Origin of the sequence: Bacteroides sp. BFG-606 (assembly GCF_024788145.1) — a bacterium.
GTDB lineage: Bacteria > Bacteroidota > Bacteroidia > Bacteroidales > Bacteroidaceae > Bacteroides > Bacteroides vicugnae.
In genome coordinates this window covers 2,022,362-2,043,134 of sequence record NZ_JANUIL010000001.1, presented here as the reverse complement: position 1 = coordinate 2,043,134, position 20,773 = coordinate 2,022,362, and the positions used below count along the sequence as shown (strand labels likewise).

Annotated in this window: 17 protein-coding genes; 8 read left to right on the top strand and 9 right to left on the bottom strand. The window is 42.8% G+C overall.

The features are described 5' to 3' along the window. Positions 1-70: 70 nt before the first annotated feature. The 4 genes from NXV01_RS07240 to NXV01_RS07225 all read left to right on the top strand — a co-directional run bounded on the left by NXV01_RS07240 (position 71) and on the right by NXV01_RS07225 (position 8,146). The gene (locus NXV01_RS07240) at positions 71-2,278 is read left to right on the top strand and encodes a glycoside hydrolase family 97 protein (protein ID WP_259022078.1); all 2,208 of its coding nucleotides are present in this window, start codon (positions 71-73) and stop codon (positions 2,276-2,278) included. A 104-nt stretch (positions 2,279-2,382) separates the two neighbouring features. Continuing rightward, a complete protein-coding gene (locus tag NXV01_RS07235) occupies positions 2,383-5,394 on the top strand; it encodes a TonB-dependent receptor (protein ID WP_217721895.1) in 3,012 nt (1,003 codons plus the stop codon). 11 nt (positions 5,395-5,405) lie between these two features. Then, positions 5,406-7,001: a RagB/SusD family nutrient uptake outer membrane protein gene (locus tag NXV01_RS07230; protein ID WP_148363977.1), complete on the top strand. Its 1,596-nt coding sequence runs from the start codon at positions 5,406-5,408 to the stop codon at positions 6,999-7,001. A 17-nt stretch (positions 7,002-7,018) separates the two neighbouring features. Next, positions 7,019-8,146 (top strand): SusE domain-containing protein, encoded by a 1,128-nt coding sequence (locus NXV01_RS07225; RefSeq protein WP_259022077.1) that lies wholly within the window; start codon positions 7,019-7,021, stop codon positions 8,144-8,146. A gap of 196 nt (positions 8,147-8,342) precedes the next feature. Here NXV01_RS07225 and NXV01_RS07220 read toward each other — a convergent pair whose 3' ends face one another. The 8 genes from NXV01_RS07220 to pta form a co-directional block, all read right to left on the bottom strand. Beyond that, positions 8,343-9,107 carry a UDP-2,3-diacylglucosamine diphosphatase gene (locus NXV01_RS07220; RefSeq protein ID WP_258979366.1) on the bottom strand — a complete coding sequence of 255 codons (765 nt, stop codon included), beginning with the start codon at positions 9,105-9,107 and terminating at the stop codon, positions 8,343-8,345. A 52-nt stretch (positions 9,108-9,159) separates the two neighbouring features. Continuing rightward, complete coding sequence (locus NXV01_RS07215; RefSeq protein ID WP_074909760.1) at positions 9,160-9,471, bottom strand: metal-sulfur cluster assembly factor; 312 nt, start codon at positions 9,469-9,471, stop codon at positions 9,160-9,162. Between the two features lie 169 nt (positions 9,472-9,640). After that, entirely contained in the window at positions 9,641-10,336 is a 696-nt protein-coding gene (gene radC / locus NXV01_RS07210) for a RadC family protein (protein ID WP_148363980.1), read from the bottom strand. A 292-nt stretch (positions 10,337-10,628) separates the two neighbouring features. Next, positions 10,629-12,119 (bottom strand): group II intron reverse transcriptase/maturase, encoded by a 1,491-nt coding sequence (gene ltrA, locus NXV01_RS07205; RefSeq protein WP_258978446.1) that lies wholly within the window; start codon positions 12,117-12,119, stop codon positions 10,629-10,631. A gap of 232 nt (positions 12,120-12,351) precedes the next feature. Further along, positions 12,352-12,504 carry a hypothetical protein gene (locus tag NXV01_RS07200; RefSeq protein WP_167511788.1) on the bottom strand — a complete coding sequence of 51 codons (153 nt, stop codon included), beginning with the start codon at positions 12,502-12,504 and terminating at the stop codon, positions 12,352-12,354. Between the two features lie 216 nt (positions 12,505-12,720). Next, complete coding sequence (locus tag NXV01_RS07195) at positions 12,721-13,710, bottom strand: glycosyltransferase family 2 protein (protein ID WP_259022076.1); 990 nt, start codon at positions 13,708-13,710, stop codon at positions 12,721-12,723. Between the two features lie 237 nt (positions 13,711-13,947). After that, complete coding sequence (locus NXV01_RS07190; protein ID WP_148363982.1) at positions 13,948-15,147, bottom strand: acetate kinase; 1,200 nt, start codon at positions 15,145-15,147, stop codon at positions 13,948-13,950. Between the two features lie 39 nt (positions 15,148-15,186). Continuing rightward, complete coding sequence (gene pta, locus NXV01_RS07185; RefSeq protein WP_148363983.1) at positions 15,187-16,206, bottom strand: phosphate acetyltransferase; 1,020 nt, start codon at positions 16,204-16,206, stop codon at positions 15,187-15,189. Between the two features lie 198 nt (positions 16,207-16,404). Between pta and NXV01_RS07180 the strand changes: the two genes are divergently transcribed. Genes NXV01_RS07180 through NXV01_RS07165 form a run of 4 tightly spaced genes read left to right on the top strand, consistent with a single transcriptional unit; the run spans position 16,405 to position 19,545 of the window. After that, complete coding sequence (locus NXV01_RS07180; RefSeq protein WP_148363984.1) at positions 16,405-16,848, top strand: CidA/LrgA family protein; 444 nt, start codon at positions 16,405-16,407, stop codon at positions 16,846-16,848. Next, positions 16,845-17,540, top strand: coding sequence for an LrgB family protein (locus NXV01_RS07175; protein WP_148363985.1), 696 nt, complete (start codon positions 16,845-16,847; stop codon positions 17,538-17,540). The genes NXV01_RS07180 and NXV01_RS07175 overlap by 4 nt, the downstream gene beginning before the upstream one ends. Before the next feature lie 57 nt (positions 17,541-17,597). Beyond that, positions 17,598-18,515 carry a DUF2156 domain-containing protein gene (locus tag NXV01_RS07170; RefSeq protein WP_258979365.1) on the top strand — a complete coding sequence of 306 codons (918 nt, stop codon included), beginning with the start codon at positions 17,598-17,600 and terminating at the stop codon, positions 18,513-18,515. Positions 18,516-18,528: 13 nt separating this feature from the next. Beyond that, a complete protein-coding gene (locus NXV01_RS07165; protein ID WP_195358445.1) occupies positions 18,529-19,545 on the top strand; it encodes a GNAT family N-acetyltransferase in 1,017 nt (338 codons plus the stop codon). Positions 19,546-19,636: 91 nt separating this feature from the next. Here NXV01_RS07165 and NXV01_RS07160 read toward each other — a convergent pair whose 3' ends face one another. Next, complete coding sequence (locus NXV01_RS07160) at positions 19,637-20,770, bottom strand: glycoside hydrolase family 88 protein (protein WP_258979364.1); 1,134 nt, start codon at positions 20,768-20,770, stop codon at positions 19,637-19,639. Positions 20,771-20,773 lie beyond the last annotated feature (3 nt).

The following is a 20,773-nucleotide window of genomic DNA, read 5'->3' as shown; positions in this document are numbered from 1 at the left end:
TGCGATATTCCTAATGCAAAACACCTGAAAGCTCAAATTAATTAGCTTACAATTTAATACCATAGATAAAATGAAGAAGAATTTATTGATTATTGCCTTACTCTGTATTTCGTTCATCGCGAACGCACAACAGAAACTGACCTCACCGGATGGAAATCTGGTTATGACCTTCCAATTAAATAAAGAAGGTGCTCCCATATATGAATTGAGTTACAAAGAAAAAGCTGTCATCAAACCTAGTAAACTGGGATTGGAACTGAAAAAAGAGAATGCGACTAAGACTGATTTCGATTGGGTAGACCGCAGAGACATGGATAAACTTGATTCAAAAACAAATCTATCTGATGGGTTTGAAGTGAAAGATGCCCGTACATCTACTTTCGATGAAACCTGGAAACCGGTATGGGGAGAAGAAAAGGAAATCCGCAATCATTATAATGAACTGGCAGTGACCTTATACCAACCGGTAAACGACCGCTCCATCCTGATACGTTTTCGTCTGTTCAACGACGGTCTGGGCTTCCGCTATGAGTTCCCACAGCAGAAGACATTGAACTACTTTATCATCAAGGATGAGCATTCACAATTTGCAATGGCAGGTGACCATACCGCTTATTGGATTCCGGGTGATTATGACACACAGGAATATGATTATACCATTTCCCGCCTGTCAGAAATCAGAGGATTGATGAAACAAGCTGTCACCCCTAATACTTCACAGACCGTATTTTCACCAACAGGTGTACAGACCGCATTGATGATGAAAACCGACGATGGTTTATACATCAACCTTCATGAAGCCGCTTTGGTTGATTACTCCTGCATGAACCTGAACCTCGACGATAAAAATATGATATTCGAGTCATGGCTGACTCCGGATGCCAAAGGAGATAAAGGTTATATGCAAACTCCTTGCAATACTCCATGGCGTACGGTGATTGTCAGCGACGATGCCCGCAATATCCTTGCCTCACGTATTACCCTTAACCTGAACGAACCTTGCAAACTGGAAGATACTTCATGGATAAAACCTGTGAAATATATCGGCGTATGGTGGGACATGATTACCGGAAAAGGTTCATGGGCTTATACCGACGAACTGACCAGCGTGAAACTTGGCGAAACTGATTATTCTAAAACAAAACCGAACGGCAAACATTCCGCCAACACAGCCAATGTAAAACGTTATATAGATTTCGCAGCTACTCACGGATTCGACGCAGTGTTAGTGGAAGGATGGAATGAAGGATGGGAAGACTGGTTCGGCAACAGTAAAGACTACGTATTTGATTTCGTAACTCCGTATCCTGATTTCGATATACAGGAAATACATCGCTATGCAGCAGGTAAGGGTGTTAAAATGATGATGCACCATGAAACTTCCGCTTCTGTACGCAACTACGAACGCCACATGGATCAGGCTTATCAGTTCATGGCAGATAACGGATACAACTCTGTAAAGAGTGGTTATGTAGGCAATATTATTCCTCGTGGAGAACACCATTACGGTCAATGGATGAACAACCACTACCTGTATGCAGTAAAGAAAGCCGCCGACTATAAAATCATGGTCAATGCACATGAAGCAACCCGGCCGACAGGTATTTGCCGCACTTATCCCAACTTAATCGGCAACGAATCGGCACGCGGTACAGAGTATGAATCATTCGGAGGGAACAAGGTATATCATACCACTATCCTGCCTTTCACACGATTAATTGGCGGTCCGATGGATTATACTCCAGGTATCTTCGAAACTCACTGCAATAAAATGAATCCTGCCAATAATTCTCAGGTACGTTCTACCATCGCCCGCCAGCTAGCTTTATACGTGACGATGTACAGTCCTTTACAAATGGCTGCCGATGTCCCCGAAAACTACGAACGGTTTATGGATGCTTTCCAATTCATCAAAGATGTAGCCATCGACTGGGACGAGAGCAACTATCTGGAAGCAGAGCCGGGAGAATACATCACTGTTGCCCGTAAAGCGAAAGGTACTAACGACTGGTATATCGGTTGTACAGCAGGTGAGAATGGACATACTTCTAAACTGACATTCGATTTTCTTACTCCGGGCAAGCAGTATATCGCCACCGTTTATGCAGATGCCAAAGATGCTGACTGGAAAGAGAATCCACAGGCATATACCATCCAAAAAGGTATTCTGACCAACAAGAGTAAGATGACTTTGCGTGCAGCCAACGGTGGAGGATATGCAATCAGCATCAAAGAGGTAAAAGATAAAGCAGAAGTAAAAGGATTAAAAAGGCTATAATCATATAGCCTTTAAAGAATAAATGTTTTCAATAGGCATTTTTACTAAATATTTTCAAGGATATGATAATATCACTATATTGTTAACTTTAATTTTTAGAATGCATGAAGCAAGTTAATTTCAGAATCTTTCAAGTGATTCTCCTCATATTGCCGGGGCTGTTCTTCGCATTAAGTTCCTATGCACAACAGATGGCTGTCAAAGGACATGTAAAAGACACCACGGGCGAACCGGTAATCGGTGCAAATGTGATCATCAAAGGTACTACCACTGGTACAATTACCGATTTCGACGGTAACTTTACACTGAATGCTACCAAAGATGCCATACTCTCTATTTCCTTTGTAGGTTATAAACCTGCTGAAGTGAAAGCTGCTCCTTCTGTTACTGTGACACTGCAAGATGACAGCCAATTGTTGAATGATGTCGTTGTCATTGGTTATGGTTCCGTAAAGAAGAGCGATTTGAGTGGTTCAGTTGTTGCCATCAAAGCGGAAGACATGAATCGCGGTGCTGTTACATCACCGCAGGAATTAATCCAAGGCAAAGTGCCGGGACTTTTTGTAGCTCCGGGTGATGGTAGCCCCGGAGCCGGTTCTACCATCCGTATCCGTGGAGGCGCTTCGTTGAACGCATCCAATGATCCGTTGATTGTTATTGATGGTATTCCTACTTCCAATGATGCTGCTCCGGGTACACCTAATGCACTGGCAACAATCAACCCCAATGATATTGAAACATTCACCGTTTTGAAAGATGCCTCGGCTACCGCCATCTACGGTTCGCGTGCTTCGAACGGTGTTATCATTATCACAACTAAAAAAGGTTCGCAAGGCAAAGTGAAGATTACCTATTCCGGTAGTTTCACAGCCAAAGATGTTTATCAACGTGTTCCTACTCTCAATGCCGATCAATTCCGCGAAGTACTAAAGAATCAGTATAGCGGAACGACACAAGAGGATGCGATCAGGCAGATCGTGAACAAGTATCCCCACCAATCTACCGACTGGCAGGACGCCATCTACCAGACAGGTTTGAGCACCGACCAGAATATCGCTATCTCCGGCAAGACAGGTATACTGCCCTATCGTGTCAGCCTAGGTTACAATAACGAACGCGGTACTCTCAAAACTTCATCTTACGAACGTTACACCGCTGCCATCAATCTTAATCCGAAATTCTTTAAAGAGCATTTGAGTGTAGATATCAATGTAAAAGGTACGATCAACAACAATCGTTTTGCTGATTCGGGAGCCGTAGGTGCCGCTGCTTTCTTCGATCCAACCAAACCGATATACACAGACAGCGGAAATTATCACGGCTATTGGAACTGGTCGGAAGTGCCCGGTGCCGTTCAATCGGTAGCAACATTCAATCCACTATCTTTATTATATGATAGAGATAATCAGGGAAAGACAAACCGTAGCTTAGGCAACATCCAACTGGACTATAAGATTCATGGCCTGGAAGACCTGCACATGAACTTGAACATAGGTTACGACGTGGCAAAAACAACGGGACACAATTTTGTTGCACCCGGTTCTATCCAAAGCGCACAAGACACCAACTTTAAAAATCTGGGAAGCGGTAATACATGGAATAATTTGCGTCGCAACCATTTGCTGGATTTTTATCTGAACTATACCAAAGATATAAAATCAATCAAAAGCCATATTGATGTAATGGCAGGTTATTCCTGGCAACACTTCTACTATGCCAACCATGATATCACCTACTCCAACCCGACAGACGGAAGCGAGGGTGACAAAGAAGGGTATACGTATGATAAGGAAATAGGAAAATATGTTCGGGACAGCCATTATCGTATTCCTTACGAAAACTATCTTGTATCTTTCTTTGGTCGCTTGAACTACAACTTCATGGGACGTTATCTGCTCACCGCAACCCTGCGCCGGGATGGCTCTTCCCGTTTCAGCAAAAACAACCGCTGGGGTCTATTCCCGTCGGCAGCACTGGCATGGACAGTGAGCGATGAGGCATTCATGGCAGGAACAAAAAATGTTTTATCCAAACTGAAGCTTCGTTTGGGATATGGTGTCACCGGTCAGCAAGAAATCGGCGACTATCAATATCTGACCACTTATTCATTCAGTACCAACCCCAACACGACTTATCTGGGAACAACTTTACTGAAACCAAATGGCTACAGCCCCGACTTGAAATGGGAACAGACCGCGACCTCTAATTTTGCCATCGACTATGGTTTCCTGAATAATCGCATCAATGGTAGCATCGAGTATTATCAGAAACATACCAAAGACCTATTGAATACTGTCAGCGCACCTGCCGGCACCAACTTCACCAATCAGATTACAGCTAACGTGGGTGAAATGAAGAATGAAGGAGTCGAATTCAATATCAATGCAATGGCTATACAAAGCAAAGATTTTACCTGGAATGTGGGCTACAACATCACTTGGAATGACAGCAAGATTACCAAACTGACGGCTACTTATAATCCCGAATATCAAGGTATCGATGCCGGAACGAATCAAAAACATCAGATCAATGAACAGCCCAACACTTTCTATCTTTTCCAACAAGTATATGATAAAGATGGAAAAGCGATCCAGAATGCTTTTGTCGACCGTGACGGCAATGGAAAAATTACAGAAGCCGACCGTTATCTGACAGGTAAAAGTCCGATGGCAAAAGTCTTTATGGGACTAAGCTCGGAATTTACTTACCGCAACTGGGACTTGGGCTTCAACCTGCGTGCCAACCTCGGAAACTATGTATTCAATTCTCTTGCTTCCGGTAACAGCACTACCTACAACTACAGTGGTAAAGGCTTCCTCGTAAACTATTACGAAGCAATCTATAAAACCGGATTCACCCAGATCAACAGTACGGAGCAGGGAGCCAGCGATTACTTCCTCGAAAATGCCTCTTTCCTGAAAATGGATAACATCACGCTGGGTTACTCCTTCAAAAAGCTCTTCACCAACCGATTGTCGGGACGTATCAGTGCTTCGGTGCAGAACGTATTTACGATTACAAAGTACAGCGGTCTGGACCCAGAAACATCAGCAGTAGACGGAAGTATGTGGCCTCGTCCCCGCACATTCACTTTAGGTATCAATCTTAACTTTTAAAACGGAATGCCATGAAAAAGAAATATTATATATTAGTTTCAATACTGACTTGCCTCACCGTTTTCAGCGGTTGCGTGGGTGATTTAGATGTACAGCCTTTAGACCCGACCGTTGTTACAGCGGAAAGAGCCTATACAGATGCAGCAAGTTATACCAAAGGATTAAATAAAATATATTCAGTTTGGGCACTTTCCGGACAGAATGGAAGTGATTCCGATATTGCCGGTTTGGATGGAGGTAACACTGTATTGATGCGCTGCTGGTGGACGATGCAGGAGCAGACCACCGACGAATGCAAGAATGCAGCGAACGAAGCCTGGTCGAGCGAAATCAATAGCCTGACCTGGAGTACCAGCAAGAATGAAATCATAGAGGGAGTGTACCAACGCTGCATGTTTGTGGTGGCACTTACCAATGAATTTATGAAGAATATAGATAATGCACCGTCAGAAATCGACCAGAAAAGCTATGCGGCGCAAGCTCGATTCAATCGTGCTTTCGCATATTACGTTCTGATGGATGCTTATGGCAGACCTCCGTTCATCACCGAACAGAATTATTCGCTCACTCCATCACAGCTTTCACGCACGGAACTGTTCAACTGGATTGAAAGCGAACTGAATACCATCAGAACCGATCTGCCTGCTACCCGTACAGAATACGGACGAGCCGACCAAACTGTAGTGGACGCATTATTGGCACGTATGTATCTGAACGCCGAAGTTTATACGGGACAGCCACGCTACACCGATTGTATCTCCGCCTGCAAACGCATCATCCCTCATTATTCCCTGGCAAGCAACTATGCCGATTTGTTTAAAGCGGACAATGGAGAGAACCCGGAAACTTTGAAAGAAATTATCTATCCGGTCATTTTTGATGGCAGAAAAACTCAATCCTGGGGAATGACAGCACTGATTGTCGGCGCACGCAAAGAAGCAGGCGGTGGTGTTCGCGAAGGATGGAGTGTGTTCCGAGGCACACAGAATTTAGTGGGACTGTTTAGTTTTGAAGACAACACAACTCCTAAGCCGGAAGAAATTCTGGATAAACGAGGCATCTTCGATGACTATAACGGTAAATGTAACTATCAGATAACAACCGGAGTAGTAGGTAATTTTGATACCGAAGGCTGGGGAGTCATCAAATATACGAACCTCACCAGTACAGGAGAGCCGGGACAGGACGTTCTGTGGGTAGATACTGATTTCCCTTTGTTCCGTCTGGGCGATGTTTACCTGATGTATGCAGAAGCAGTGGCACGTGGCGGCGAAGGCGGTGATATCAATACGGCTGTCGGATATGTAAATGAGTTACGCGACCGTGCTTATGGAGAAACCCCACATAATAAGATCGACGCAGCCTGGCTGACAGCTAACAACTATCAGAATATCTTGGACGAAAGAGGCCGTGAACTTTACTGGGAAGGCGTCCGTCGCATAGACCTGATTCGTTTCGGCAAATACACATCTTCCTCCTACACATGGCCTGCCAAAGGTGGTGTCATTACCGGAGTAGGTGTCAACGAAAGATACAATATATTCCCTATTCCTATTTCGGACATCAGCGTAAACGGATCACTGGAACAAAACGAAGGTTATAAATAATAAAATGACTTACAGATATGAAAATAGTAAAATATATATCAGCAATCTGCCTATCACTATTGATATTCAGTGCTTGCGAGAGCGACCTGGACAAAGTGTATTACAATGAGAGCGAAGTGACTCCTGCCGTATTGTCCGGCATTGCCGACACTTATGTATTGGACGCGAATAAAGCCCAGACTATTGCGATAGAGTTTAAATGGACCAATCCACAAGCCGGATATACAGCCCAGATTACCAATTCTTTGCAAATGGCCTTGAAAGGCAAGGATTTTGAAAATGCAATAACCTTGTACTCCTCTACAGAAGAGGGGTCTTATGACATCACTACACTGGATTTGAACAGTAAAATAATGACGCTGTTCAAATCTTATGAAATGGAAGTCACCGTAGAACCTTATGATTTTGAATTCCGTATCGCCTCTTCTATCTCAGATGCTGTCGATTCCTTCTATTCAAACATAGAGTCCGCCCAGATCACTCCGTTTATCGGCGAACCCGAATATCCGAAAGTATACCTACCGGGAGCCTACTGCGACTGGGGAAATCCGGATGATTCGTTCAAGCAATGCCAATTACTGTTCTCTGCCAATGATGATGGCATCTATGAAGGATGGGTAGTCTTTGGCAATCAGGCAAAAGACGGCTGGAAGATTTCTCCTGAAGCATCCTGGAAAACGAGTTGGGGAACCGATGATGTCACCGAAAAGAATCCTGCTTCCATCACGCTGGCTACCAGTACGGGTAATATTGCCTGCTATGATAAGTATTCTTACAAATTTTCTTTTAATAAGGCGACTCTGGAACTTTCTACGAAAGCATCAGCCGATGCATGGGGAATTGCAGGTACACATAACGATTGGGGAAATGCAGCTGCGGACACTCCTATGACTTTAGCTTTTGAATCGGAGGCTTCAGGCAACAGAGCCTATTACTTAACTGCCACATTGGACCTAAAAGCCGATAACGCATGGAAAATCCGCGCAGATAACAAATGGACGAATTCATTCGGTACCAATGATGTTGAAGGAGAATTTGAAGAAGCGGGCAGCGATAATAATTTTAAAGTAAGCGAGGATGGTACTTATATCATTAAGTTGTACTTCAATAAAGTGAAAGCTAAGTTGATCGTGACGAAGAAATAAGTTTTTCATTAGGAATTACGCTGGTTAATACAGATTCAGTAGGGATATTTACTGAATATCTTTACTGAAAGATAAAATCAAAAGCAACTAAATCGCAATGAATTAGTTGCCTTTGATTTTAATATTTAGAGAATATCCCTGTTATATTGCAAATAAATAAGTTACAATCCAATCTATGTAATTGGTAGTATAATAATCAAGCTTGCGTTTCTCCTTCGATATACTCTTCCAAAAAGAGATTCTCTCCGTCGAATACGGCATAAGAGAAGAAGTTAATCCAGTCTCCCAAAATCAGTACGCGGGAGGTTGCACTCAACATCAGATCCAATTCAATGTGACGATGCCCGTAGATAAAGAAATTGATATTAGGATGGCTTCTCAGATACTCCTTTGTATATAGTACCAAATGTTCTTTATTTTCTCCCATGTAATCCGGTTCTTTTCCATCAACCCGTTTCTGTCGGCTACGCTTTGCCCACGTCAGTCCCAATTCCACACTCCACCGGGGATGGATGGCTGAAAACATCGTTTGCAAAGTTTTACTATGAAACATCTGCCGGAGTAATTTGAACTTCTTATCCGGATCACCCAGTCCGTCACCATGAGCAAGATAAAATTCTTTCCCATAGATTTCTGTAGTCAACGGTTCACGGTGCATAATGACACCACATTCTTTCGTAAGATAATCCCCACACCAGATATCGTGGTTACCAATAAAGTAGTGAATTTCCACTCCCATATCCGTCAGCTCGGAGATTTTCCCCAAAAACCGGGTATAGCCTTTAGGAACCACCAACCGGAATTCATACCAGAAGTCGAACATATCTCCCAACAGATAAATGGCAGAAGCTTTATGCTTTATACTGTCGAGAAAGTTCACAAGGCGTCGTTCCTGGGTGCGTCCATGTTCTATGGCACGAGACCCCAGATGCGCATCGGAAAGGAAATAAACATTCTTCATGAGTTTTGAGTTGTTAGTTATAAGAGATTGATTATGAAGCTATCACTCGTAACTAAAGAAAGCCCAGTTCAAGTTTTGCTTCCTCGCTCATCATATCTTTATCCCACTCGGGTTCAAACACTAGATTAATGGTGGCTGCAGTCACCCCCTCCACCGATTCCACTTTCTGACGGATATCCTCCATTATAAAATCAGCTGCCGGACAATTAGGGGCGGTGAGTGTCATATCAAGTACTACTTCCCCATTATCAGAAACATCTATCTTATAAATCAGTCCAAGATCGTATACATTCACCGGGATTTCCGGGTCGTACACCGTTTTTAGCATGGCTACAATCTTTTCTTCTATTTCAATCTTTTCCATACGTCCTCTTATTTTTTTATATATCGCAAAGATAGAGATAAAAAATGAAACATAAAAAATTAGACACAGAATGCATATCACGTATCCAAAGAATATGCAGTTTATTCTCTACCTCCGGCTGATTAAGAAAACGTATCGGGATGGCAAATTGTTGTAGAAAGCCAAACAGTCAAAGTAATCCTTCATCTGCAAAACTAAAGAATCCTTCTTCACAAACGACCACATGATCTATCAGGCGGATATTCATTGTATCCGCTGCTTTGCGAATATGTTCCGTCAAGGTTTTATCGGGCTGACTAGGACGGATATTCCCTGAAGGATGATTATGGACCACAGCTATTTGTGTGGCTCTTTGCAACAATGCTTCCCGAAGAATGGTACGCACATCGGTGTATGTTCCATCTATCCCGCCAGTACTGATACGCACCTTATCAATCAGTTTCGTTGCCTGGTTCAACAAAAGAACCCAGAATTCTTCTTGTTCCAGATCGCACATCAGAGGTTGAAAAATATCATAGATATCTTTTGAACAGCTTATTTGAGATCTTTCTTTTATACTCTGCAGTTTCCTTCGTTTTCCAAGTTCCAATGCAGCCATCACTGTGATACTCTTCGCCGGTCCTATACCTTTAAAACGGGAATAGTCGCAGACTTCCCATTTTGCCAAGGAATTAAGATTATTATCACAAGACAGAAGCAAGCGTCGCATCAGTTCAACAGCACTCTCTTCCGTATTTCCGGAGCCGATTAATATAGCGAGTAGTTCGGCATCACTCAATGCGGCTGCTCCCTTCTCCATCATTTTCTCCCGCGGGCGGTCCTCCAGTGCCCATTGGTTGATGGATAGTTTGTGTTTACTTTCCATTTGCTATGTTTTGAAAATGTAAAGGTAGACTTATTTTATTTAATGATAGAGGTAACGGAAAACAATTTGGCTATAGCCATCTTCTTTTTTCTATGCTAAGACAAGTTGTCTGACACCCGGGTGTCAGACAACTTGTCTTATGTAGGTCGGCGGCATTGCTGCCGCTTTCCCCATTAAGAACTGTACGTGCGACTTTCACCGCATACAGCTCCGATAATTCTAAATTTAATTCTCATAAAATTAAATCGGCTCATAATCATCTTGCGATGACTTGTTTCCGATAAAGTTTTCTTCACGCACGTTGACGGGCACTTTTGAGTTTCCGCCTTTCGAAGTATTCGTCCCATGATGGGTCGAACGGATTGGCCTCGCATCTTATCTTTGTGTGTCGCTTGATTGGAATTTCTGTCAGTTGCTGTAATGTGAACTTATCCTTTATTTCTCCACATACATATTCAAAACCGAAAATCCAATTTCTGCCACCTTTTCGGATAAAATACTTCTTCCTTATCCATTTCCTTGACTTGTCGGTATGTCTGCGATATGACCATCTTTTAAGTTGATTTATTAAGATATGGTCACATCGGCAGAACACCTCCTTTGATACCACATGGCTGTAGTAGTTACCCCATCCCTTTATTATAGGATTGAGTTTCTCTATCAGCTCCTGCTGGGATGATGCCTTACCTTTGGTCAGCACAACCTCATGCAGCTTGTCAGTGAAACGTTTCTGACTTTTCTTTGACGGCTTTATTAACAATGTGCCGTTGTACTTCCGGACATTGAAACCTAAAAAGTCAAATCCGTCACTGATATGTGTTATCAGTGTCTTCTCATCGGATAGGGTAAGTCCTCTTTCCTTTAGAAAAACTGTCAACATTTCCTTTATTTCAAGTAACGTTTTCCTTTTGTCAGCAGTGACAATGAAGTCATCCGCATATCTTACGAGATTGACTTTGGGGCAGTAAAGTTTTCCATTGACATAACTTGCCTTGTACTTCTCTTTGAGCATCCTTTCCATGCCGTCAAGAGTTGCATTTGCAAGTGTCGGTGAAATAATGCCGCCCTGTGGTGTCCCTTCAATAGTCGGTTGAAGCAGTCTGTTGAATACAACTCCACTTTTCAGCCATTTTCTTAATATCTGCCTGTCGATTCGTACGTTATCGAGAAGCCATTCATGGCTGATATGGTCGAAGCAGCCTTTTATGTCTCCCTCCAATATCCATTCGGGAGAGCAATCCCTGCTTAGCCATCTGTGAAGCGCATCTATCGCATCTGCCGTACTTCTGAACTTTCTGAATCCGTAAGAGTTTGCATCCGCTTCACTTTCCGTTATGGGTTCCAATGCCATAAGATACAGTGCCTGCATGGCTCTGTCTTTCATGGTCGGTATTCCCAACGGTCTTGTCTTGCCGTTTGCCTTAGGTATGTTAACTCTTTTCAATGGGAGGGCTTTATATCCTCTCCGTGTCAAAGAACGTATAGCTTCTATTTTATTGGCATCGGTATCCCACTTTATGTGGTCAACCCCTGCCGTGCGTTTACCTTTATTGGAGGTCACTTTCCTTACTGCCAATGCCTTGGCTTCGAACGAAGTGACAAGCAGGTGCTGCAAGGCTTTAACCTTGTTGTACCTCTTTTCTTTATGAGCCTTTGCTATTCGGACTTGCAGCTTTCTGACCTTTCGTTCACATTTGGAGAAGTCAATGCTTTTCCATGTTGTGTTACGCTCGGCTGAAGATGCACACTCGGCTTTCGCCTTGCTCCTTTGCTGTTTCTTCATTTCGTTAAAGTTCTACAATCGTTTCACAAAGAATTACCCTGCGGAAGTCTGCCTGCTTTCGCATGAGGTGACGTTTAAACCTCTATCTTCCGCATTACACGGAAGCGTTCGCTTTCTCCGCAATCCTTTACCCGCACATCATTCGGCTTCTCTTGCGATTGGCTTACCTGTCCGATAAAGGACAGGAGAGATACGGGCTTACCAAGTTCCGTACAAGTAACTTACGACCGACTTAAAGTCCGCCCATCCACCGGCAGTGCTGCATCCGTGTAGTCCTGAAAAAGAGAGAACTATCCTGACTGCCCGCCATTTTGGCTATAGCTTGTAAATATCCGTAAGCTATTCTTTTGTTACGATGGTGCAGCGGTTCACATACGTTACTCATATCGGTCAGCCTAACAGCCTATACATTGGATATTTCTGCATAGAACCATATTGTCAAGAGGGCTTCGCACCAAACAATTACTCGTAAAGCACGCCTCTTTAGGCTACTGTTGACGGAACAACAGGTTCAGACATTATGCTGAACAATTACTTGTACGACTTCTTGTCGCACCTTTTAAACAAAAATAGGAATGGTAATAGGCAAATAAAAAATGGATTACTTATAAAAATTCTTTTGGAAAGCCTCAAACTCATCCTTCCCTCTGATACAACGCTGCCACCATGCGCGCCAAAAACCTGTACCATAGCCTATAAGCTGTATAAATGCGGCAGCAATGGAATAAACGCCAATAGACAGACTTTTATTCTGAATAGTAGAATCAATGCATACGAGCAATGCATAGAGAATGATCGGCGTGAAACTGAAGAGGCAGAAGGGGGTTCCTAATAATAGAAGCGCCACTCCCAATGTAAATACGGCTGGAAGCAAATGCACCAGTTTCAGAGAATCCGGATATTTCTTATAAAGATTAATACGGGCAATGCCGGAATTATGCACCTGCTTGAAAAATTTCTTCAAGTCAGTCCGACGTTTATGATATACCCAGGCATCAGGAAAAAGACGACAAGTGTACCCATTCTTAAAGATACGGATACTGAAATCAATATCCTCCCCAAAACGCATCTTTGAAAAACCTCCCAAAGCCTCGTACACTGCCCGGCGAACTCCCATATTAAAACTACGGGGATAGAATTTGTCCATCTTCTTTTTTCCACCACGGATACCTCCGGTCGTGAAGAAAGAGGTCATGGAATAGTTAATTGCCTTCTGAATATCAGTGAAAGAATCGTGTGCACGGTCGGGGCCACCAAAAGCATCGGCAGGAGAAGTGGTAATCTCCTTCTCTACCGCATCGAAGTAGCCTTCGGGAAGGATGACATCAGAATCCAATATAATAAGGTATTCTCCTTCGCTACGTTCTGCTCCGTAATTACGGGTTTGTCCCGGACCGGAATTGGGTTTAGAGAAATATTTTATATTCAACCGATCTGCATACCGGTCTACTACTCCTTTGCAGGGAATGGAAGAACCATCTTCAACAACAACAACTTCAAAATCCTTAAAGTGTTGCACTGTAAGACTTTGCAATAATTCATCCACTTCATCGGGACGATTATAAACGGGAATTATGACGGAGTAACGCATATCAAAAACGGGATATAACTATTGATATGCAAAGTAAGACAAAAAAAAGGAAACTGCTTCTCTGATTGACAAAAAATAAATGGAAGGTATTGGATGATGCATCCAAACAATAGCAACTGGCAGCAGAATAGGTGTAATTACTAAAGTTACCAAACTATAAGTACCCGGACGGACTCACATAAAAAAAGATGGACTCAAAATTGAATCCATCTTTTTTATTTCTAACTGATTAATCTGTTATTTCTTCAGGATATCCATTGTATCCGATGCGATCAACAGTTCTTCGTCTGTCGGGATCACTACCACTTTCACTTTAGAAGCAGGAGTAGAAATGATTGCTTCTTCACCGTGAACCTTAGCATTTACTTCATTATCAAGTTCGATACCCATGAATTCCATATCCTTACAAACTTCACGACGACATTCCATCTGATTTTCACCAACGCCACCTGTAAACAGGATAATATCCACACCACCCAATGCAGCAGCATAAGCGCCGATATATTTCTTGATACGGTAATAATACATCTTCTCAGCAAGGATTGCTTTCTCATTACCAGCCGCACAAGCAGCCAAGAGTTCACGCATATCGCTTGATACGCCTGAAATACCCAGTACACCGCTCTTCTTGTTCAACAGATTAGAAACACCGGTCGTATTCAAGCCTTCTTTTTCCATGATAAATGTTACTGCACCGGCATCAATATCACCGCTACGAGTACCCATCATCAAGCCTTCCAACGGAGTCAAGCCCATCGTAGTATCCATACATTTACCATCTTTGATAGCAGCGATAGAACCACCGTTACCAATGTGGCAAGTAATAATCTTCTGTCCTACCGGATTTACACCCAGGAATTCACATACACGCTTTGACACATAACGATGAGAAGTTCCGTGGAAACCATAACGACGTACACCATACTTTTCATACAGTTCGTGAGGAATAGCATACATATAAGCATAATCCGGCATTGTCTGATGGAAAGCCGTATCAAATACACCTACCTGCGGAATGTCAGGAAGAATAGCAGAAACTGCATTCACCCCTTTCAAGTTAGCAGGATTGTGAAGTGGAGCCAAGTCATTACAAGCAGCGAAAGCTTCCAAAACTTCTTTATTCAGCAATACAGATTCGCTGAAACGCTCTCCCCCGTGTACCATACGGTGACCTACAGCATTAATCTCATCCAAAGATTTGATAGCACCATATTCAGGGTGGGTCAATGTATTCAGGATAAACTCTACTCCTATTGTATGTTCCGGAATATCTTTTTCCAAAATTTTCTTCTCACCATTCGGCAAAGTCAGTTTCAAGAATGATCCTTTCAGACCGATTTTTTCAATACCACCTTGTGCAATCACCTCTTTGGTGGTCATATCGAACAATTTATATTTAATAGATGAACTTCCGCAGTTCAATACCAGAATCTTCATGTTGTTGTCGATTTATACTTAATACTTTATATCTAATACTTATTTATTCGCTTTTGCTGCAATGGCCTGATTAGCCGTAATAGCAATCATGCGATATACATCCTCGATAGAACAACCACGAGACAAGTCGTTTACCGGACAAGCAATACCCTGAAGAATCGGGCCGACAGCATCAGCATGTCCCAGACGTTGAACTAATTTATAAGAAATATTACCAACCTCCAGACTCGGAACGATCAGCACATTTGCTTGTCCTGCAACTGGAGAACCCGGCGCCTTGCTAGCACCGACTTCCGGTACAAGAGCAGCATCAGCCTGCATTTCACCATCCAGATCAAGAGTAGGAGCCATCTCTTTCGCAATCTTAGTAGCTTCTACCACCTTATCCACTACTTCGTGTTTAGCAGAACCTTTGGTAGAGAAGCTCAACAGAGCTACTTTCGGATTTTCAATACCGGCAACAGCTTTCGCAGTTTGAGCGGTACAAACAGCAATCTGTGCCAGCTGGTTAGCATCCGGAACCGGAGTTACGGCAACATCTCCCATGACTAGAATACCGTTCTTTCCGTATTCAGGAGCATGAGTCAAAAGCAACATAGCACCAGACACGCAAGTGATTCCCGGCGCAGTCTTGATAATCTGTAAAGCAGGACGCAGTACGTTACCGGTCGTGTTGCGGGCACCGGCCAACTGACCGTCAGCATCACCGCTCTTAATCATTAAACAACCATAGAACAAAGGATCGCTCGTCAATTTGCGGGCTTCTTCGATAGTCATCCCCTTCTTTTTACGAAGTTCACACAACAACTGTGCGTATTCTTCGTGTTTCGGAGAAGTTTCAGGATCAATGATAGTAGCTTTACCGATGTTTCCCAATCCCCATTTTGTAGCAAGTTCATTAATTTCAGCCGGTTTACCCAGTAAAATTAGATCGGCTACTTCGTCTGTCAAAATCATATTGGCAGCTTTCAATGTGCGTTCTTCAGTTCCTTCCGGAAGAACAATACGTTGGCGATTTGCTTTCGCACGCGCCACGATTTGGTTGATTAAATTGAGCATAGATATATTGAATATTATTATAAAACCTCATTACAATTTGTAATTTGCGGTGCAAAAGTACTCAATTTTGCAACATCCACATTACAATTTCGCCTATTTTTCTCTTTCAAGTCTAAAATATTATAATATTTAACACTGTACTCCTATTTTTCATACCTTTGCAGCGTTTTCAAAACAAAATCAATAGGTTATTAGTATATGATACGTCAGTGCGCCATTTTATTTGGCTGTTTGGCTTTGGGTGAATTAATTGTTTATTTTACGGGTATCAAGCTCCCCTCCAGCATCATTGGCATGCTGCTGCTCACCCTCTTTTTAAAATTAGGTTGGATTAAATTACACTGGGTACAGGGGTTGTCCGACTTTCTGGTTGCTAACTTGGGATTCTTTTTCGTTCCACCCGGTGTGGCTCTTATGCTATACTTTGATGTTATTGCGGCAGAATTCTGGCCAATTGTGATAGCTACCATTGTCAGTACCGCACTTGTACTTGTCGTAACGGGATGGGTACATCAGATCGTTCGCAAGTTCAGACTGGCGCATCAGATCAAACTGGCACGCAAACTTCATCTGTCAGATTTCCATCTACCGGAGAAACTACACCTTAAAGATAAAATCAACTTAACGAATAAAGACAAATGAGTTTCTTAGAAAATAATTTCTTCCTGTTGGCTATTACCTTCGGGATTTTCTTCTTTGCCAAACTGCTTCAGAAGAAAACAGGACTGGTATTATTAAATCCTATATTGCTGACCATCGCACTATTAATCATCTTCCTTAAAATGACCCATATCTCTTATGAGACATATAATAAAGGAGGACATCTGATCGAATTCTGGCTACGCCCGGCCGTTGTGGCTTTAGGCGTACCTTTATATCTACAACTGGAAATGATAAAAAAACAGTTGTTGCCTATTCTACTGTCTCAACTGGCAGGCTGCATCGTCGGAGTTATTTCAGTAGTACTGATTGCAAAGTTCATGGGAGCTTCACAAGAAGTAATCCTGTCGCTGGCTCCAAAATCGGTTACGACTCCCATTGCGATGGAAGTAACCAAAGCCATCGGCGGTATTCCGTCACTGACGGCGGCAGTTGTTGTAGCAGTAGGTTTATTAGGCGCTATCTGTGGTTTTAAAACAATGAAAATCATGCATGTAGGCAGCCCGATCGCCCAAGGACTTTCAATGGGAACAGCCGCCCATGCCGTCGGCACCTCTACCGCAATGGATATCAGCAGCAAATACGGAGCCTATGCTAGTCTGGGACTGACGTTGAATGGAATATTCACTGCATTGCTGACACCTACAATCCTTCGATTATTAGGTGTTTTGTAAAAACAAAATCTCTTGATTTTCCGTTATATAAAGAGTTAAACGCAAAAAAGCAATCTTATGATTCCATTTAAAGATATTACATTAACAGACAGGGACACAATCACCTCATTCACGATGAAAAGTAATCGCCGCAATTGCGATCTTTCATTCTCAAATCTTTGTAGCTGGAGGTTTTTATATGATACCCAATTTGCAGTAGTCGATAATTTTCTGGTGTTCAAGTTCTGGGCAGGAGATCAGCTTGCTTATATGATGCCCGTAGGTACAGGAGATTTGAAAGCAATATTGCGGGAGCTGATAGAAGATGCCCGCAAAGAAAACCATCATTTCTGTATGTTAGGAGTGTGTAGTAATATGCGCACCGAACTTGAGACCATCCTTCCGGAACAGTTCACTTTCACAGAAGATCGCGACTATGCTGATTATATCTATTTAAGAAGTGATCTTTCGACGTTGAAAGGTAAGAAATTCCAAGCGAAAAGAAATCATATCAACCGGTTCCGCAACACTTATCCGGATTATGAGTATACACCGATTACCCCAGACCGTATTCAGGAATGCCTCGATCTGGAAGCAGAATGGTGTAAAGTGAACAATTGTGACCAACAGGAAGGAACGGGCAATGAACGCCGTGCCCTGATCTATGCACTTCATAACTTCGAAGCACTCGGGCTGACGGGTGGAATTCTTCATGTGAACGGTAAAATCGTGGCATTTACATTCGGTATGCCTATCAATCATGAAACGTTCGGTGTACATGTAGAAAAAGCGGATACCAGCATTGAGGGTGCGTATGCTATGATTAATTATGAATTCGCCAACCGGATTCCTGAGCAATATATTTATATCAACCGGGAAGAGGATTTAGGTATTGAAGGTTTGCGCAAAGCCAAATTGTCTTACCAACCGGTGACGATTCTGGAGAAATACATGGCTTGCCTCAAGGAGCATCCCATGAATATGGTTAAATGGTAAACTCTTTATAAATATGATGATAAAGGAGCAAGTAAAAGCATTGTGGAAAGTCTGTTTTGACGATAGTGAAGAATTCGTCGAGATGTACTTCGGACTGCGCTACAAGACAGAGGTGAACGTCGCCATCCAAAGTGGTGATGAGGTAATCTCTGCCCTTCAGATGCTTCCTTATCCGATGACTTTTGGTGGAGAGACCGTGCAGACCTCCTATATTTCAGGAGCCTGTACGCATCCCGATTTTCGAAGCAAAGGGGTCATGCGCGAGCTTTTATCACAGTCTTTCGCCCGGATGTTACGGAATGGGGTACACTTCAGCACATTGATACCGGCGGAACCCTGGTTGTTCGATTATTATGCCCGTATGGGATATGCTTCGGTATTCAAGTATTCAACTAAAGAGATCGTTTTGCCCGAGTTTATCCCTTCTAAAGAGATAGCGGTCAGTGTTGTTTCAGAATTTCAGGAGGAGGTCTATTCCTATTTGAATAAGAAGCTTTCCGAACGGCCTTGCTGTATTCAGCACACACCGGAAGACTTTCAGGTTATTATGACCGATCTTGCCATTAGCGGAGGTTATTTATTTGTAGCCAGACAGGAAAACGAAATCAAAGGAATAACCATTATATATAAAGGAGAAAAACAGATCATTATCAATGAACTTTGCGCTGATGATAAGGATGTGGAATATAGTTTATTGTATGCGATCAGGCAGCACACCGGATGCAAGCGCATGGTTCAACTACTGCCTCCCGAAGATAAACAGCCTCAACATCCGCTAGGCATGGCACGTATCATCAATGCCAAAGAAGTGTTGCAAATCTATGCCGCAGCTTTTCCTGAAGATGAAATGCAACTGGAATTATCAGACAAACAATTGTCTGTAAATAACGGCTATTATTACCTGTGCAAAGGAAAGTGCATGTATAATACCGAGCGACTGCCCGGTGCACATATACAAATGAATATTAGCGAATTAACCAATAGAATACTTCGGCCGTTAAAGCCATATATGAGCTTGATGCTGAATTAAATTTTAGGCACGGATTACACGGATTACGCTGTTGACTTATATTAAGACATGCCTCTAAGAGCTGTGAAATCCGTGTAATCCGTGCCTGTATTTATTTATTCAAATAACGAACCCGTTCGCAGGCTGCCAATAGAAACGCACCTACTCCAAAATTCGAAGTGGAGTTTGCGTCTACCACCTGACCGGGTATCGCTTTCTCACCAATCGGTTGCACATATCCAATCTTGCCATCAGGCTGCAAAGCAACTGTTGAAAGATATTTCCATGCTTTTTCAACCACCGGCTGATATTCTGCAGCATCCAGGAAACCGTTATTGATTCCCCATTGTAAACCATAGGTAAAGAAAGCCGTTCCACTGGTTTCCGGTCCCGGTGCATGCAGCGGGTCGAGCATACTGCGTGTCCAGTAGCCTTCCGGCTGTTGACAAGCAGCAACCGACTTAGCCAGGGTACGGAAACGGTCTATATATTCCGGACGATACTTATCTGTTTCAGGAAGTTCTTTCAAGACTTTTGCCAATCCGGCCAATACCCAGCCGTCTCCACGTGCCCAAAAATCCTTTTTGCCGTTCACACTTTTATGTTTAGGAAACACGTATTTTCCATCCCGATAATAGAGTCCGGCCTCTTCATCATACATAATACTATCAGCATAGGCGAGGTATTCATGCAATTTCTCCAAATAGAGCGGATTCTTAGTTATATTATACATCTTTGTCATGACCGGCATGACCATATACAAGCCATCTGCCCACCACCAATAATCATGATTGGGGGTACTCATCTGATATTCCATCACTTCGCGGGCACGGGCTATTTTCTGTGTATCCGGTTCCAGATTATAGAGATCGGCATACGTCTGGAAACAAATCTGATAGTCACCGAAAAGCACATAATCATCACTTTCACCGTAACTGTACTTCCAGTTTTCCTTATGATCTGATTTTGCCCCTTTCCATTCATTATGTTCCGCCCAGGCTTTCGAGTATTCCAAATAGTCCGGCTGCTTAGTCAAAAAATAAGCTTCCATATTTCCGGTGTGATAAGCGGCATTATCCCAAAAAGAACGTCCGTGTTCCGGATGATTCGTCTGCCAATAATGATTCACTTTATGAATGGTGTTTATCACTTCTTCAGCAGAAGCATCCTTCTTATCCGTACAACTTGCACAGATTGCACCGCCTAGAAAGAGTGCAGAAAAAAGAGTTGCATATCGTTTCTTCATACC

Excerpts from the sequence above, each read along its gene's own strand:
- NXV01_RS07240 (WP_259022078.1), top strand. The coding sequence starts at position 71 with ATGAAGAAGAATTTATTGATTATTGCCTTACTCTGTATTTCGTTCATC.
- NXV01_RS07235 (WP_217721895.1), top strand. The coding sequence starts at position 2,383 with ATGAAGCAAGTTAATTTCAGAATCTTTCAAGTGATTCTCCTCATATTG.
- NXV01_RS07230 (WP_148363977.1), top strand. The coding sequence starts at position 5,406 with ATGAAAAAGAAATATTATATATTAGTTTCAATACTGACTTGCCTCACC.
- NXV01_RS07225 (WP_259022077.1), top strand. The coding sequence starts at position 7,019 with ATGAAAATAGTAAAATATATATCAGCAATCTGCCTATCACTATTGATA.
- NXV01_RS07220 (WP_258979366.1), bottom strand. The coding sequence starts at position 9,107 with ATGAAGAATGTTTATTTCCTTTCCGATGCGCATCTGGGGTCTCGTGCC.
- NXV01_RS07215 (WP_074909760.1), bottom strand. The coding sequence starts at position 9,471 with ATGGAAAAGATTGAAATAGAAGAAAAGATTGTAGCCATGCTAAAAACG.
- radC (WP_148363980.1), bottom strand. The coding sequence starts at position 10,336 with ATGGAAAGTAAACACAAACTATCCATCAACCAATGGGCACTGGAGGAC.
- ltrA (WP_258978446.1), bottom strand. The coding sequence starts at position 12,119 with ATGAAGAAACAGCAAAGGAGCAAGGCGAAAGCCGAGTGTGCATCTTCA.
- NXV01_RS07200 (WP_167511788.1), bottom strand. The coding sequence starts at position 12,504 with ATGAGTAACGTATGTGAACCGCTGCACCATCGTAACAAAAGAATAGCT.
- NXV01_RS07195 (WP_259022076.1), bottom strand. The coding sequence starts at position 13,710 with ATGCGTTACTCCGTCATAATTCCCGTTTATAATCGTCCCGATGAAGTG.
- NXV01_RS07190 (WP_148363982.1), bottom strand. The coding sequence starts at position 15,147 with ATGAAGATTCTGGTATTGAACTGCGGAAGTTCATCTATTAAATATAAA.
- pta (WP_148363983.1), bottom strand. The coding sequence starts at position 16,206 with ATGCTCAATTTAATCAACCAAATCGTGGCGCGTGCGAAAGCAAATCGC.
- NXV01_RS07180 (WP_148363984.1), top strand. The coding sequence starts at position 16,405 with ATGATACGTCAGTGCGCCATTTTATTTGGCTGTTTGGCTTTGGGTGAA.
- NXV01_RS07175 (WP_148363985.1), top strand. The coding sequence starts at position 16,845 with ATGAGTTTCTTAGAAAATAATTTCTTCCTGTTGGCTATTACCTTCGGG.
- NXV01_RS07170 (WP_258979365.1), top strand. The coding sequence starts at position 17,598 with ATGATTCCATTTAAAGATATTACATTAACAGACAGGGACACAATCACC.
- NXV01_RS07165 (WP_195358445.1), top strand. The coding sequence starts at position 18,529 with ATGATGATAAAGGAGCAAGTAAAAGCATTGTGGAAAGTCTGTTTTGAC.
- NXV01_RS07160 (WP_258979364.1), bottom strand. The coding sequence starts at position 20,770 with ATGAAGAAACGATATGCAACTCTTTTTTCTGCACTCTTTCTAGGCGGT.